General features: G+C 59.6%; 12 protein-coding genes. 1 reads left to right on the forward strand and 11 read right to left on the reverse strand.

What is annotated here, in order from left to right; genetic code table 11:
- Positions 1-17 precede the first annotated feature (17 nt).
- A complete protein-coding gene (gene purL / locus G5149_RS02125) occupies positions 18-3,941 on the reverse strand; it encodes a phosphoribosylformylglycinamidine synthase (RefSeq protein ID WP_216978567.1) in 3,924 nt (1,307 codons plus the stop codon).
- A gap of 149 nt (positions 3,942-4,090) precedes the next feature.
- Between purL and mltF the strand changes: the two genes are divergently transcribed.
- Complete coding sequence (gene mltF / locus G5149_RS02130) at positions 4,091-5,575, forward strand: membrane-bound lytic murein transglycosylase MltF (protein WP_216978566.1); 1,485 nt, start codon at positions 4,091-4,093, stop codon at positions 5,573-5,575.
- Between the two features lie 373 nt (positions 5,576-5,948).
- Here mltF and G5149_RS02135 read toward each other — a convergent pair whose 3' ends face one another.
- From G5149_RS02135 to ndk, 10 genes are all read right to left on the reverse strand, one after another.
- Positions 5,949-6,173, reverse strand: a complete 225-nt coding sequence (locus G5149_RS02135) for a zinc ribbon domain-containing protein (RefSeq protein ID WP_151286783.1) — start codon at positions 6,171-6,173, stop codon at positions 5,949-5,951.
- 148 nt (positions 6,174-6,321) lie between these two features.
- Positions 6,322-7,818, reverse strand: coding sequence for a ribosome biogenesis GTPase Der (gene der, locus G5149_RS02140; RefSeq protein ID WP_421211378.1), 1,497 nt, complete (start codon positions 7,816-7,818; stop codon positions 6,322-6,324).
- Between the two features lie 74 nt (positions 7,819-7,892).
- Positions 7,893-9,077 carry an outer membrane protein assembly factor BamB gene (gene bamB, locus G5149_RS02145; protein WP_421211380.1) on the reverse strand — a complete coding sequence of 395 codons (1,185 nt, stop codon included), beginning with the start codon at positions 9,075-9,077 and terminating at the stop codon, positions 7,893-7,895.
- On the reverse strand, positions 9,070-9,720 hold the full coding sequence (locus tag G5149_RS02150; RefSeq protein ID WP_041207428.1) for a YfgM family protein: 651 nt from the start codon (positions 9,718-9,720) through the stop codon (positions 9,070-9,072). The genes bamB and G5149_RS02150 overlap by 8 nt, the downstream gene beginning before the upstream one ends.
- A gap of 3 nt (positions 9,721-9,723) precedes the next feature.
- Positions 9,724-11,001 (reverse strand): histidine--tRNA ligase, encoded by a 1,278-nt coding sequence (gene hisS / locus G5149_RS02155; RefSeq protein ID WP_033114510.1) that lies wholly within the window; start codon positions 10,999-11,001, stop codon positions 9,724-9,726.
- Positions 11,002-11,139: 138 nt separating this feature from the next.
- Complete coding sequence (gene ispG / locus G5149_RS02160) at positions 11,140-12,255, reverse strand: flavodoxin-dependent (E)-4-hydroxy-3-methylbut-2-enyl-diphosphate synthase (RefSeq protein WP_215801449.1); 1,116 nt, start codon at positions 12,253-12,255, stop codon at positions 11,140-11,142.
- A gap of 10 nt (positions 12,256-12,265) precedes the next feature.
- Complete coding sequence (gene rodZ, locus G5149_RS02165; protein ID WP_421211382.1) at positions 12,266-13,231, reverse strand: cytoskeleton protein RodZ; 966 nt, start codon at positions 13,229-13,231, stop codon at positions 12,266-12,268.
- Entirely contained in the window at positions 13,221-14,012 is a 792-nt protein-coding gene (gene tapF, locus G5149_RS02170) for a PilW family type IVa pilus biogenesis/stability lipoprotein TapF (protein ID WP_085943024.1), read from the reverse strand. The genes rodZ and tapF overlap by 11 nt, the downstream gene beginning before the upstream one ends.
- 11 nt (positions 14,013-14,023) lie before the next feature.
- Positions 14,024-15,127, reverse strand: a complete 1,104-nt coding sequence (locus G5149_RS02175; RefSeq protein ID WP_033136073.1) for a bifunctional tRNA (adenosine(37)-C2)-methyltransferase TrmG/ribosomal RNA large subunit methyltransferase RlmN — start codon at positions 15,125-15,127, stop codon at positions 14,024-14,026.
- 167 nt (positions 15,128-15,294) lie between these two features.
- Positions 15,295-15,723 (reverse strand): nucleoside-diphosphate kinase, encoded by a 429-nt coding sequence (ndk, locus tag G5149_RS02180; protein WP_005333805.1) that lies wholly within the window; start codon positions 15,721-15,723, stop codon positions 15,295-15,297.
- Between the last annotated feature and the right edge of the window lie 7 nt (positions 15,724-15,730).

A 15,730-nucleotide genomic window follows, 5' to 3' on the forward strand; every position in this document is an offset into this window, starting at 1 on the left:
CGCTGGTGCTGTCTCTATTAACCCAGACGAACCCGGGCGTTGCGGAACATCCGCATCCAGGCGCCGTCCTCGCCCCAGTTGTCGGGGTGCCAGGAGTTGGCCACGGTACGGAACACCCGCTCCGGGTGCGGCATCATGATGGTGGCGCGGCCATCGGTGGTGGTCACGGCGGTGATACCATCCGGCGAGCCATTTGGGTTGGCCGGGTACTGCTCGGTCACGCTGCCGCGGTTGTCGACAAAGCGCAGCCCTACCAGACCGCTCTGCTGCAGTGCGCTCAGGTGAGCGGCATCGCGCACCTCGACACGCCCTTCCCCGTGGGAAACGGCGATGGGCATCACGGAGCCTGCCATGCCGGCGAAGAAGGCCGACGGGGACTCCTGTACCTGCACCAGACTGAAGCGGGCCTCGAAGCGCTCGGAGCGGTTGCGTACAAAGCGCGGCCAGAGATCAGCACCCGGGATGAGATCCCGCAGGTTGGACATCATCTGGCAACCGTTGCAGACACCCAGAGAGAGGGTATCGCCGCGCTCGAAGAAGCGCTGGAACTGCTCACGGGCGTTGTCATTGAACAGGATGGACTTGGCCCAGCCTTCACCGGCACCCAACACATCACCGTAGGAGAAGCCGCCACAGGCCACCAGGGTCTGGAACTCCTCCAGCTTGATGCGACCGGAGAGAATGTCGCTCATGTGCACGTCCACTGCCGCGAAACCGGCACGATCGAACGCCGCCGCCATCTCCACGTGGGAGTTGACCCCCTGCTCGCGCAGCACCGCCAGACGGGGGGAGACCCCGCGGGCAATGTAAGGTGCAGCCACATCCTCGGACGGGTTGTAAGTCAGCTTGGCATGCAGACCCGGATCGGTGGCGTCCTGACGGGCCGCGTGCTCACTGTCGGCGCACGCCGGGTTGTCGCGCAGGCGCTGCATCTGCCAGCTGGTCTCGCCCCAGATGGTGCGAAGTGCGGTACGGCTGGCACGATAGACCTCCTGACCGCCCCGCTGCAGGGTGATGAGATCCCCTTCGCGCACGGTACCGAGCACATGGGAGCAGGCCGCCAGACCGTGACCGGCCAGCAGGGTCATCACCGCCTCTTTGTCTTCACGGCGTACCTGAATGACGGCGCCCAGCTCCTCGTTGAACAACGCAGGCAGCAGCTCGCCGCCGATGCGATCGAGCTGGATGTCGAGGCCGCAGTGGCCGGCAAACGCCATTTCGGTCAGGGTGACGAACAGGCCACCGTCGGAGCGGTCGTGATAGGCGATCAGTTTGCGATCGGCCACCAGCGTCTGAATGGCGTTGAAGAAGCCCTTGAGCTGGACCGGGTTGTCGAGATCCGGCGCCTTGTCACCCAGCTGACGGTAGACCTGCGCTAGCGCCGAGGCGCCTAGGCGCTGCTTGCCATTGCCAAGGTCGATGAGGATAAGGTCGGTCTCACCGAGATCGGTACGCAGCTGCGGAGTAACCGTGTTGCGCACATCCTCGACCCGGGCAAACGCCGAGATGAGCAGGGAGAGCGGCGAAGTGACGCTTTGCTCCTTGCCATCCTGCTGCCAGCAGGTCTTCATGGACATGGAGTCCTTGCCCACCGGAATGGTGATGCCAAGGGCCGGGCAGAGCTCCTCGCCCACCGCTTTGACCGCCTCATAGAGACCGGCATCTTCACCCGGATGACCGGCAGCGGCCATCCAGTTGGCGGAGAGCTTGACCCGCTTGAGGGAACCGATGTGGGCCGGTGCCAGGTTGGTAAGCGCTTCCGCCACCGCCATGCGAGCGGAGGCGGCGTGGGAGAGCAGCGCCACCGGGGTACGCTCGCCCATGGACATGGCTTCGCCGTGATAGCTGTCATAGGTGGCAGCGGTGACGGCGCAATCGGCCACCGGGATCTGCCAGGGGCCAACCATCTGGTCGCGGTTGACGAGGCCCGTTACGCTGCGATCGCCGATGGTGATAAGGAAGGACTTCTCCGCCACGGTCGGCAGACGCAGAACCCGCTCGGCCGCATCACTCAAAGTGATGCCATCGAGCTGGAGCGCTTTGCCTTGTGCCGGCAGGGTCACCACGTCGCGGTGCATCTTGGGCGCCTTGCCCAGCAGCACATCCAGCGGCAGATCGATGGGCTGATTGTCAAAGTGGCTGTCAGAGAGGGTCAGATGCTTCTCTTCGGTCGCGGTGCCGATGACGGCATAGGGTGCGCGCTCGCGCTCGCACAGCGCCTTGAACAGCGGCAGCTTGTCCTGCGCTACCGCCAGCACGTAACGCTCCTGGGATTCGTTGCACCAGATCTCCAGCGGGCTCATGCCCGGCTCGTCGCTCTGGATGGCGCGCAGATCGAAACGACCGCCACGCTCACCGTCGTTGACCAGCTCCGGCATGGCGTTGGAGAGACCACCCGCCCCCACGTCGTGGATAAAGACGATAGGGTTGTCGTCACCCAGCTGCCAGCAGCGATCGATCACCTCCTGGCAACGGCGCTCCATCTCGGGGTTGTCACGCTGCACCGAGGCAAAGTCGAGATCTTCGGCTGACTGGCCGGAGGCCATGGAGGATGCGGCACCACCGCCCAGACCGATGTTCATCGCCGGGCCGCCCAGCACGATCAGCGCCGCGCCGACCGGGATCTCCCCTTTCTGGACATGTTCGGTGCGGATGTTGCCGATGCCGCCTGCCAGCATGATGGGCTTGTGGTAGCCACGCACCTCGACGCCATTGTGGCTCGGCACCTCCTCTTCGAAGGTACGGAAGTAGCCGAGAATGGCCGGACGGCCGAACTCGTTGTTGAAGGCAGCGCCGCCGAGCGGCCCCTCCTGCATGATGTCGAAGGCACTGACGATACGGCTCGGCTTGCCGAAATCCTGCTCCCAGGGCTGCTCGAAGCCGGGAATGCGCAGGTTGGAGACGGAGAAACCGACCAGACCCGCCTTGGGCTTGGCACCACGACCGGTGGCTCCCTCGTCGCGGATTTCGCCGCCGGAGCCGGTGGCTGCCCCCGGGAACGGGGAGATGGCGGTCGGGTGGTTGTGGGTCTCCACCTTCATCAGGATGTCGACCTGTTCCTGGTGATACTGGTATTCGCCGTTGGCCGGGCTCGGGAAGAAGCGGCCACCCTGGCTCCCTTCCATCACGGCGGCGTTGTCTTTATAGGCAGAGAGGACATGATCCGGCGTCTGCTCGAAGGTGTTCTTGATCATCTTGAACAGCGACTTGGGCTGCTGCTCACCATCGATGGTCCAGTCGGCATTGAAGATCTTGTGACGGCAGTGTTCGGAGTTCGCCTGGGCGAACATGTAGAGCTCGATATCGTTGGGGTTGCGACCCAACTTGGTGAAGTTCTCCACCAGATAGTCGATTTCGTCGTCGGCCAGCGCCAGACCCAGCGCCACGTTGGCTTCGGCCAGGGCTGCGCGACCACCGCCCAGCACATCCACCTGGGTGAAGGGGCGAGGCTCGTGGTGAGCAAACAGGGCGGCAGCTTCGCTCATCTCGGCAAACACCACTTCCATCATCCGATCATGGAGCACGGCGGCAATGGCGCTGCGCTGGGCGGCACTCAGCTCACCCGGCCCCTTGATGGTCAGGTAATAGGCAATACCACGCTCCAGCCGCTTAACCTGTTTCAGGCCGCAGTTGTGGGCGATGTCGGTTGCTTTGGAAGACCAGGGGGAGATAGTGCCGGGGCGGGGGGTAACAAGAAACAGCTGACCGCTGGGGGTGTGTTCGGGGATGGTCGGGCCGTAGCGCAAGAGCTGGCCCAAGGTCGCTCGCTCGGGGGGAGAGAGGGGGCTTGTCAGCTCGGCAAAGTGCACATACTCGGCATAGACATCCTCTATCTCTACTCCGCTCTCTACTCCACTCTCGTTTTTCATCTGTGCGAAGCGTTGCAGCAGTTTTTGGACACGAAAATCAGACAGTGCTGGGGCACCACGCAAGATATCCATATGACCTTTCTCACCAAGTTTTAAAGTGGGGGGGAATTGAGACGCGCGTATTATAGGGATCTGGCTCACAGCGGACAAACGTTTTTCTCACTTCACGCAGTGTGACTCTGCGCACACTCTCTGGTATAAAGGTGCCTCTTTTTTGACAAATGCCGATTTTTTCAACAAAGGTACTCACCTACTTGCGCTGCATTTTTCGACTGTTTATCGGGCTGTTGTTGACGCTGACGCTGGTTGGCTGCGACTTCTATACCCCCTCCAGCCAGCTGGAGCAGATCCGCCAACGAGGCGAGATCAGGGTTGGCACCATCTATGGCCCCACATCCTATTACCAGCGTGACGACCTCGCCCAGGGGTTCGATTACGAGCTGGCGCAACATTATGCCGAATGGCTGGGGGTCAAACTCACCATCATCCCGGTCAACACCACTGACGAACTGGTTACCCTGCTGAAAAAGGGTAAAGTCGATCTGGCGGCAGCCGCCATCATGGTCACTCAGGAGCGGCGCGAGCTGTTTCGCTTCGGCCCGGGCTTCTACCAGGTCTCTCCCAAGCTGGTATACCGTAATGGCAAGCCCAAGCCGGCCTCGTTGAACGATATCAAGGGCAAGCTGGTGGTGGCCGCCGGCTCCACCGGGGAAGATCTGCTCAAAGAGATGAGCAAAGAGAATCCCAAACTGACGTGGAGCACCAGCCACAACGCCGATGTGGAAGAACTGCTCAAGCAGGTGGTGGATGGCAAGATTGACTACACGGTGGTGCAGGATACCGTGCTGGCCCGTACCCAGCGCTACTACCCGGAGCTCACCGAGGGGCTGACCCTGGCACAGAAGCAGACCGTTGCCTGGGCCATGAGCAAGCTGCCCGATGACAGCCTCTATGCCAGCGTCATCGACTTTTTCGGTCAGCGCTTTATGGACGGCGCTATCGCCAAGCTGGACGAGAAGTACTTCGGCCACGTGCAGAACTTCGACTTTGTCGATACCCGCACCTTCCTCAAGCGCGCCAAGAGCCTGCTGCCCAAGTACCAGCCGCTGTTCCAGACCCACGCCAAGAATATCGACTGGCGCCTGCTCGCCGCCATCAGCTATCAGGAGTCCCACTGGGACCCGCAGGCGCGCTCCTACACCGGCGTGCGTGGCATGATGATGCTGACCGAGCCCACCGCCAAGGCGATGGGAGTCAACGACCGGCTTCATCCGGAAGAGAGCATCAAGGGTGGCTCCCTCTATCTGCAACAGATGATGGAGAAGGTGCCGGATTCGGTGCCCGAGGACGAGAAGGTGTGGTTTGCTCTCACCGCCTACAACATCGGCTACGGCCATATGATGGACGCGCGCCGTCTGACCAAGGAACTCGGCAAGAATCCCGACGCCTGGAGCGACGTCAAGGATGTGCTGCCGCTGCTGCAGCAAGCACGCTGGCATCGCAAGGTGCGTTACGGCTATGCCCGCGGCAGCGAGGCGCGCAACTATGTCAACAACGTGCGTCAGTACTACCAGAGCCTGCTCTGGCTCGATAACGAGCAACAGAAGGCCCACCAACGGGAGAGTCTCGACAACGACAGCGAGCCGGAGATCGCCGAGCGCCCGACTATCATCGCCGAAGTGGTCAATCAGATCACCATGCGCTAACCAGCCATTATTCGGCTGTTTTCACGCAAACTTCTCTGTTACCATCGATTCACATCGGAGCCTATCCGAAATCGCATTGTTTTCATTATGTTGAGAGAGTAAATAACAGCAATTTCGGATGGGCGCCATCAATGACCCAAGGCCGGGATGGCCACCTGAGTTGGGAGGAGACCAAGATGCAAAAACGTAGAAAAATCAGTCTGGTCAGAAAAGCGAAGTGCAGCTGGAGCCCCAGACGCAAACTCAAGCTTAATGACATCAAGCGCAACCTGTGGCGCAGAAATCGATCCTATACCCTGCTTATTGCAGAGCACACAGCATAAACCCGGCATTCGCCGGGTTTTTTTATCTTCTTTCTCACCTGAATACTGTCTTACACCAGCGCCGCCTTGAACTGTACCGACCGCTTGGAGATCAGCGAGTTGCAGTGGTTGCAGAAGTAATCCACCGCGCCGCACGCCTTGAGACGCTCCAGCTCCTGTTGGCAGGTGGGGCAGATGGCCGTAACGTGAACGTTAGCCTGGCACTGACCACAGGTTTGCTCCTTGCTGCGGGTATCCAGTTCAGCCTGGCATGATGGACAAAGCAGGGCTTTCATAATCAACTCCTCGAAAGTGGATCTGCCATGGTCTTGTTCCATGGCAGATCCCCCTCCCCTTATTCCTCACCTTAATTCCTCACCTTATTCCTCACCTTAACATGGCGAGGATAACAAAGCGGCTGCCGGTGAGGGCAGCCGCAAGGGCTTATTTCTTCTTCATCTTCAGCAGGCGTTTGCGCTGACGTTCCTGACTCAGGGTCATGGTGTTCTTCTTCCCTTCAAACGGGTTGATCGACTCCTGGAACTCGACCCGGATTGGCGAGCCCATGATCTTGAGGGACTTGCGGAAGTAGTTGATCAGATACCGCTTGTAGGAGTCCGGCAAGTCGTTCAGCTGGTTGCCGTGGATCACGATACGCGGCGGGTTGTAGCCACCGGCGTGAGCATATTTGAGCTTGACGCGGCGACCATTGACCATCGGCGGCTGGTGATCTTCCTGCGCCATCTGCATGATGCGGGTCAGCATGGCCGTGCTGGTACGACGGGTGGCGGACTGGTAAGCCTCCTGAATGGATTCAAACAGATGGCCGACGCCACTGCCGTGCAGGGCGGAGATGAAGTGGACGCGAGCGAAGTCGATGAAGCCCAAGCGACGATCCAGCTCGTTCTTCACATCCTCTTTCACCTTCTGATCCAGACCATCCCACTTGTTCACCACCAGCACCACGGAGCGACCGGCGTGGAGCACATAGCCAAGGATGCTCAAGTCCTGATCGGTGATGGTCTCCTGGGCGTCGATCACCAGCAGGCAAACGTTGGCATCTTCGATAGCTTTCAGGGTCTTGATAACGGAGAACTTCTCCACCGTCTCGTGCACCTTGCCACGACGACGCACACCGGCGGTGTCGATAACCACATACTTCTGCTCGTCACGCTCCATCGGAATGTAAACGGAGTCACGGGTGGTGCCGGGCATGTCATAGACGATGACCCGATCTTCACCCAGCATGCGGTTGGTCAGGGTAGATTTACCGACGTTGGGACGGCCAACGATGGCGAACTTGATAGGCAGGTCGGCGAACGGGGTCTCCTTGGTGTCCTCTTTGGTATCGAGTTCACCGGCAGCCACCATGCGCAGCAGGGCTTCTTCGTCGAAGTCCTCCTCTTCCTCATCCTGCGCATCTTCATCGGTAGCGGAGTCGACCAGGGTCTCCAGATGGGGAGCCAGGGCCAGTTCCAGCAGGCTCAGCACGCCACGACCGTGGGCGGCCGCGATCTGGTAGACCTCGCCCAGCGCCAGACCGTAGAACTCGGAGACCGCGGAATCACCGTCGATACCGTCGGTCTTGTTGGCTACCAGAAACACCTTCTTGTGGGTCTTGCGCAGGTGCTCGGCGATGGCCTGATCCGCAGCAGTCAAACCGGCACGAGCATCCACCATGAACAGCACCACATCGGCTTCTTCGATGGCCAGCAGGGACTGCTCGGCCATCTTCAGCTCGATCCCCTCCTCGGTGCCATCGATACCGCCGGTATCGACCACGATAAATTCCAGCTCGCCCAGCTTCGCCTGGCCATATTTGCGGTCCCGGGTCAGGCCGGGGAAGTCGGCAACCAGAGCATCCCGGGTACGGGTCAGGCGGTTAAACAGGGTGGATTTCCCCACATTGGGGCGGCCCACCAGGGCAACAACAGGAGTCATAAAAGCCTCATTCTCAAGACGACAAAGGCTCCGGGTCCGAAGACCAGGAGCCGGATATTCAAATTAACGGACGATCAAGGACGCTTTAGCGCGTACAGCTTGCCGCCACGGCTCTGCACATACAGGGTGTCACCATCCACAAGCGGGGCGGCATACAGACCACTGCTGTCGAGCTGCTGCATCGCCTTGATGGTACCGTCGGTACGATCAAGCCAGTACAGGTATCCTTCCACATCACCCACCACCACATAGTCACCGAAGATAACAGGTGCAGTGACGGTACGATTCTCCAGCTGGGTGTTGGACCACAGCTCCAGACCGTTGCGACGGTCGATGGCAAACAGGTGGCTGCGGCTGTCGGTCAGCACGATGGCATTGCCGGTGATAGCGAGATCGCGATAGCCGGAATACTTGCGCTTCCACACTTCATCGCCGCTCATCAGCTTGCGCGCCATCAACTGGCCATTGTAGGCGATGGCGTAGAGCTCATCACCGGCAATCAGCGGGCTGGCATCGACGTCCACCATGCGGTCAAGCTCGGTAGCACCGCGCGGATCGGCCACCTTGGATTGACGTACCGGCTGGCCGTTGCTCAGCAGGGCAATGCCAACCTTGCCATCGGCGCGGCCATAGATGACGGCGCCATTGGTGATCACCGGGGCACCGGCACTGCGCAGGGTCAGCGGTGGCTGCTCTTCGGAGAGCGTCCACTGCATCTTGCCTTCGTCGGTATCGAGCGCAATCAGGCGACCGGAGGTAGTCAGTACCACTACGCGACCATCTTCAACCGCAGGGCTGGCGACCACTTCGCCGGGCACATTGGTCTGCCACAGCACTTCGCCGTTCTCTTCGTTCAGGGCGTAGACCACCCCGTTCTCGGAGCCGAGGAACAGCTTGCCGTAACGGGAGACCAGACCGCCGGAGAGACGGGCGCTGCGCTTGTCAGCGTTGACCGGCAGGTCGGCCAGATCGACGGTCCAGAGGCGATCGCCACTGGCACGGTCAAAGGCTGTGACATCGCCATCGCGCGCAGCGGCATAGATGCGCTCATCTTCCACTGTCGGCTTGAGCTGGGAGTAGAAGTCACCGATACCGTCACCGACAGTGGAAGACCACTCGGTATCGGCACTGAAAGCGGATTCGACCTTGGGCAGCGGTGCCATGGGGTTCAAATCCTCTTCCGAGCTGAACAGGGAGCAGCCCTGCAGGGCGAAGGAGACCGCAGCCCCCAGCGCCACCATTTTGAATAGATTACGCATCCGGTGCCTCACCCGTGGTCATGGCCGGCAGGGCCAGATCGTCCATCTTCAACTTGAGCTCCTGACTGCCCTGCAGGCCGCCGGCATCGGCCGCTGCCTGATAGGCATCGCGAGCCTCCTCAATCTTGCCCTGCTTTTGCAGGATGTCACCGCGCACTTCGGCCACCTGGGCCTTGAAGGCGTCGCTATTGATCTTGCCAAGCTGGGCCAGCGCGTCATCGGCTTTGCCCTGATCGTTCAATACGCGAGCCAGACGCAGTGCAGCGATGGGACGAATGCTCTCGTCACCGCTGGTTGCGACCTGGGTAAGCTGCTCGGCAGCCAGATCCAGCTTGCCCGCCTTGACGGCGGCGGCAGCCAGTTGCAACGCGGCCAGCTCGCCGTAGGAGTCGCCCTTGTTGGCGGAGACAAACTGCGCTGCCTGCTCGAAACCGGCGGCATCGCCTTTAGCCAGCTGGGTAATCACCTGGTTGTAGGCGTGGGAGGATGCCTCCATGGTCTGTTGCTGGTACTGGTTGTAGTAGCGCCAGCCAAACAGGCCGACCAGACCGATCACGGTACCGGCGATCACCGAGGTCCCGTTCTCTTTCCACCACTCCTTGATAACCTCAACCTGTTGTTCTTCGGTGGTATAAACTTCCACAGCTTACTCTCCTTTGGCTGCCAGCAGGGCAATGGCGGCGTCAACCTTGACGGTCTGTTGCTCGGCCTGACCACGCAGATATTTGATAGTGATCTCCCCGTTTTGCACCTCGGTCTCACCAAGGATCAGGGCGATGGACGCGCCGCTCTTGTCGGCACGCTTGAGTTGTTTCTTGAAGTTGCCGCCGCCGCAGTGGCTCATCAGGCGCAAATCTGGCAGCGCATCACGCAGACGCTCGGCCAGCTGGAAGCCAGCCTGCTCGGTCCCCTCGCCCACCATCGCCAGATAGACATCGACCGCCGGGCGAATGTCGCCGTTGAGCTCAAGGGTCTCCAGCATCAGCACCAGACGCTCCATGCCCATGGCAAAACCGACCGCAGGCGTCGGCTGACCACCCAACTGCTCCACCAGACCGTCATAGCGGCCACCGGCACAGACAGTGCCCTGGGCCCCCAGGCTGTTGGTCACCCACTCGAATACGGTGAGGTTGTAATAGTCGAGGCCACGCACCAGACGCTCGTTTACTTCGTACTTGATGCCGGCAGAGTCGAGCAGGCGCTTGAGCCCCTCGAAGTGAGCCAGACTCTCTTCGCCCAGATGGTCGAACAGACGGGGGGCACCGACCAGCACGGCCTGCACTTTTTCGTCCTTGGAGTCGAGCACTCGCAGCGGGTTGCTGTACATGCGACGCTGGCTCTCTTCGTCCAGCTGATCCTTGTACTGCTCCAGATAGGCAACCAGCGCATCGCGGTAAGCGGCACGCTCCGCGCTCTGGCCCAGGGTGTTGAGCTGCAGGGTCACATGCTCGCTGATACCGAACAGGCGCCACAGGCGGTTGGTCAGCATGATGAGCTCGGCGTCGATATCCGGCCCGTTGATACCAAACAGCTCGACACCGAACTGGTGGAACTGGCGATAACGGCCCTTCTGGGGGCGCTCGTGACGGAACATGGGGCCCATATACCACATCCGGCGCTCCTGGTTGTAGAGCAGGCCGTGTTCGATACCGGCGCGGACGCAGCTGGCAGTCCCTTCCGGACGCAGGCTCAGGCTGTCGCCATTGCGATCTTCAAAGGTGTACATCTCTTTTTCGACCACGTCGGTCACTTCACCGATGGCGCGCTTGAACAGATGGGTCTGCTCGACAATCGGCATGCGTACTTCGCTGTAGCCATAGCTGGCAACGACCTGGCGCAGGATCTGTTCAACCTTCTGCCATACCGGGCTCTGCTCCGGCAGGCAATCATTCATACCGCGAATAGCTTGGATCTGTTTTGCCACGTTGATACTCGAGAAAAAGAGGTAAAATTTGGCCGCATTATAGGGATTTTCACCCCCGAGGTAAAATCAGGGAATCCGCAAGCGGGGTGTAAAATCAGTCACCTGGAAAGAGGGCCACCCGAAGTGGCCCCTGTCCGTTCAATCCTTGTCCACCATGATCCGGTTAACCGGGTCCAGCATGGCGGCGCGGGCACGAATGCGGCGCTCAAGGGTCGGGATGAGATCCTTGTTGTCGAGTCGGTCAACCCGCTGGCCTCCTTCGTAGAAGGCACTCTTGTTGGCCGCACCGGCAAGACCCAGATCGGAAACCAGCGCTTCGCCCGGCCCGTTCACCACACAGCCGATGATGGAGACATCCATCGGGGTGATGATGTCTTCGAGCCGCTCTTCCAGCGCATTGACAGTGCCAATGACGTCGAACTCCTGACGGGAGCAGGAGGGGCAAGCGATGAAATTGATGCCACGGGAGCGGATCCGCAGGGATTTGAGGATGTCAAAACCGACCTTCACTTCCTCTACCGGATCAGCCGCCAGCGAGATGCGCAGGGTGTCGCCGATGCCATCAGCCAGCAGCATGCCAAGACCAATGGAGGACTTCACCGCACCGGCACGGAAACCGCCCGCTTCGGTAATGCCCAGATGGAGCGGCTGCTCAATCTGCTTGGCCAGCAGGCGATAGGCGCCCACGGCCAGGAATACATCAGACGCCTTGACGCTTACCTTGAAGTTCTGGAAATCGAGGCGATCAAGATACTCGACGTGACGCATGGCGGACTCCACCAGAGCCTCCGGGGTCGGCTCGCCATACTTCTCCTGAATATCCTTCTCCAGCGACCCGCCATTGACCCCGATACGGATCGGGATATTGAGGTCGCGCGCGCAATCGACAACAGAGCGTACACGCTGCTCGTTGCCGATGTTGCCCGGATTGATACGCAGGCAGTCAGCGCCATACTCGGCCACTTTCAGGGCGATGCGATAGTCAAAATGGATATCGGCAACGATGGGGATGCGAGTCTGCTGTTTGATCAGCTTGAAGGCTTCCGCCGCTTCCATGGTAGGCACGGAAACCCGGACGATATCGGCACCGACCCGCTCGATCCGCTGGATCTGCTCGACAGTGGCGGCGACATCGGTGGTCTTGGTGTTGGTCATGGTCTGCACCGTAATGGGGGCATCGCCCCCTACCGGTACATTGCCAACCATGATCTGCCGTGATTTACGACGAATAATGGGAGATTCGTGTGCGGACATGACGAACAAATTACTCCTGCGGCAGTGAGAAGCGGGCAGTACGACCGTTGTTGTAACGGCTCATATCAAAGGATTTGCCCTTGTAGTCGAGCTTGACGGCCATCGGCGCGCCAATGATGAACTTCAGGGGCTCGGCACCTTCCAGTACCAGCTCGTCGTTGGCCTTCTTCAGACCGCTGAAGAGAGTCTTGCCCTTGGCATCCTTCACATCCAGCCAGCAGTCGGCAGTAAAGCTCATCTTGAGTTGCGGCGCAGTTGCCGGATCAACGACACTCTCTTCAGATTCGGTCGCAGTGGCACCGGAGGCGGCAACATCAACTACCGTGCTGACGGCGCCGCTGGCGTCGGTCAACGCCACGGCAGCAGAAGCCGGAGCCAGGGTGGCAGCAGCGTCGGAAACAGCAGCAGTCGGGGCAACGATGGTAGCTGCCGCGGCAGAGACATCCTGAGCCGGCGCAGTTGCATCATTGGCCACCGCAACGGTTGCGGTGTCGGCAGTTGGCGCTGCGGTTGTGCTCATTTCGGTCGCGGCCAGCGCCTCATCCCCGGCAGAGCGGCGGGTCGTGCTCTGCCACCACCATGCAACGGAGAGCGCAATCAGCACCAGGATCACCAGCCAGGTCACCACTTTCAGACGGCTGTCGCTCGCCTGCTGGCGAGAGCGGCGCGAGAAGCTCTGCATGTCGATATTGTCGGGCGGCGTCAGCCCCAGCTTGTCATAGGCGGCAAGAATGGTCTCCTCCGGGATCCCTACCAGCTTGGCGTAGGTGCGCAGATAGCCCCGGATAAAGGTATGAGACGTATGCTTGTCGTACGTATCCGATTCGATAGCGGCAATCAGGGTCAGACGAAGGTGAATGCGGGACGCAACCTGTTCTCGTGTCCAGCCGAGCTGTTCACGGGCGTTGCGCAGCAGCTGGCCTGGGCCCACTGCCTGGGTGTCGTCTTGAAAATCGTGTTGCTGTTCAGTAGTCATTGGCTAAATAACGCTTGGCTTGTTGCGAAGTGGGATATTGCCTTACCAGCTCAGTCCCGAATTGGTGAAGTAATGCCGGCTTGTCCATCGCCTGTGCCAGCCGAAGTCTCAACCAGAGACTCTCCTCGTTCTCGTCTGACACATCGGCAAAACGGGCGAGGTAGGACTGCACATCAGGCAGCTTGCCATCTTTCATGGAAAGCTCGGCCAAGTCCAGCAATAACCCTGGATTGCGGGGATTATACCCCAAGGCCAGGCGATAGTACTCGCCTGCTTTATCATTTCTGCGATTTTGCAGCGCACAAAGTGCCGCATTTTCATAGGTATCGGCAATTTTTACGTAGCCTGGCTGAATAACAGCCTGGTTGAACGCCTGATCTGCCTCGGCATACCTGCCGCGATCACAGAGGAAGGCACCATAGTTGTTCATTGCGTCAGCATTGGACGGATCCATGGCAAGGGCGTTCTTGTAATGGGTCTCGGCTGCCTTGAAATCTCCTACCTTCTGGTAAAAGTAGGCAAAACCGATCTGGATCTGGGGGTTGGAGGGGTCATACTGGAGGGCGCGGTCAAGATTGAACTTGGCCTGCTCGGCATTGCCCTGACGCAAGTACTGGATACCCAAGTCGAGGCGGGTTTGGGCAGCCGCCTTGAGGTCAGGACCCACTTCACGCTGGGTCGAGTTCTGGCCAGCGTAAGTGGTCTCGGTCACACAGCCTGGCAGCGCGCAGAGCGCTGCCACTACGATCAATGTACGTGTATCCATTCCCTGTCTATACAATGGCTTAGCATTTAAACCATTTTGACGGAAATCCCATCCTGTTGCATCCGATTTTTGATAGTTCGCTTGGTACGGTCAATCACGTCCCCCACCAGCTGACCACAGGCGGCATCGATGTCATCACCACGGGTCTTGCGGACAATCACGGTGAAACCGTACTCCATCAGCACCTTGGAGAAGCGATCGATACGGCTGTTGCTCGGCTTGCCGTAAGGGTTGCCCGGGAAGGGGTTGAACGGGATCAGGTTGATCTTGCTCGGAGTGTCCTTGAGCACCTTGGCCAGCTCGTGGGCATGCTGCATATCGTCATTGATATGATCGAGCAGCACATACTCGACGGTTACCCGACCACCGTTGGCATTGGACTTTTCGAGGTAACGACGGACACCGGCGAGGAACTCCTCGATGTTGTACTTGTCGTTGATCGGCATGATCTCTGAACGCAACTTGTCGTTCGGGGCGTGCAGGGAGATAGCCAGCGCCACGTCGATCTGGTCGCCCAGCTTGTCCAGCGCAGGTACCACGCCAGAGGTGGAGATGGTCACCCGGCGCTTGGAGATGCCAAAGCCGTAGTCATCCATCATCAGACGCATGGCGGGCACCACGTTGGCGAGGTTGAGCAGAGGCTCGCCCATCCCCATCATCACCACGTTGGTGATGGGACGCTTGCCACCGACCACACGGGCAGCACGCCACACCTGACCGATGATCTCGGAGACTTTCAGATTGCGGTTGAAGCCTTGTTGAGCCGTGGAGCAGAACTTGCACTCCAGCGCACAGCCAACTTGAGAGGAGACGCAGAGGGTCGCGCGGTCATCTTCCGGGATGTAGACGGTCTCTACCTCCTGATCGCCCACCTGCAGAGCCCACTTGATGGTGCCATCGGCAGAGCGCTGCTCGCGGCTGATCTCGGGCGCCTTGATCTCGGCGATTGCCTTGAGGCGCTCTTTGAGCACCTTGTTGACGTTGGTCATCTGATCGAAATCATCACACCCAAAGTGATAGATCCACTTCATGACCTGATCTGCCCGGAATGGCTTCTCGCCCAGTTCGACGAAAAAGGCACGCATGGCATCCCGATCAAGATCCAGCAGGTTGATTTTTGTTTCGCTCATCAATGGCCTCAGTTCAAACACTTCATCAATTATTGGCTGACGACGTCAGGGGGCGGCATTGTACAAATAATGGGTCTGGCTTTCCACCTGGAGAATAGAGGGATATTGCGTAAACGGCGAAAACAACAAAGGGAGCCGAGGCTCCCTTGGGTCATCATCCACGTAAATCAGCCGCGCGGGCAGATCTCGTTGTCAGAGAAGAAGTAGGCGATTTCACGTGCAGCAGAGGCCGGTGCATCGGAGCCATGGACGGCATTGCGATCGATGCTCTCGGCATAACAGGCACGCAAGGTACCAGCCAGGGCCTCTTTCGGGTTGGTAGCCCCCATGATCTCGCGATTGCGACGGATGGCGTCTTCCCCTTCCAGCACCTGCACCATGACAGGGCCAGAGGTCATGAAGCTGACCAGATTGTCATAAAAAGGCTTGCCCTGATGCTCGGCATAGAAACCGGCAGCCTGTTCACTGCTCATGTGCAGCATTTTGGATGCCACCACTTTCAAGCCTGCGCTTTCGAAACGGCTATAGATGGCACCGATCAGGTTCTTGCTGACAGCATCCGGTTTAACGATAGAGAAGGTACGTTCGATGGCCATTGATATC

Origin of the sequence: Aeromonas sp. 600479, from assembly GCF_049175515.1 — a bacterium.
Classification (GTDB): Bacteria; Pseudomonadota; Gammaproteobacteria; order Enterobacterales; family Aeromonadaceae; genus Aeromonas; species Aeromonas veronii_A.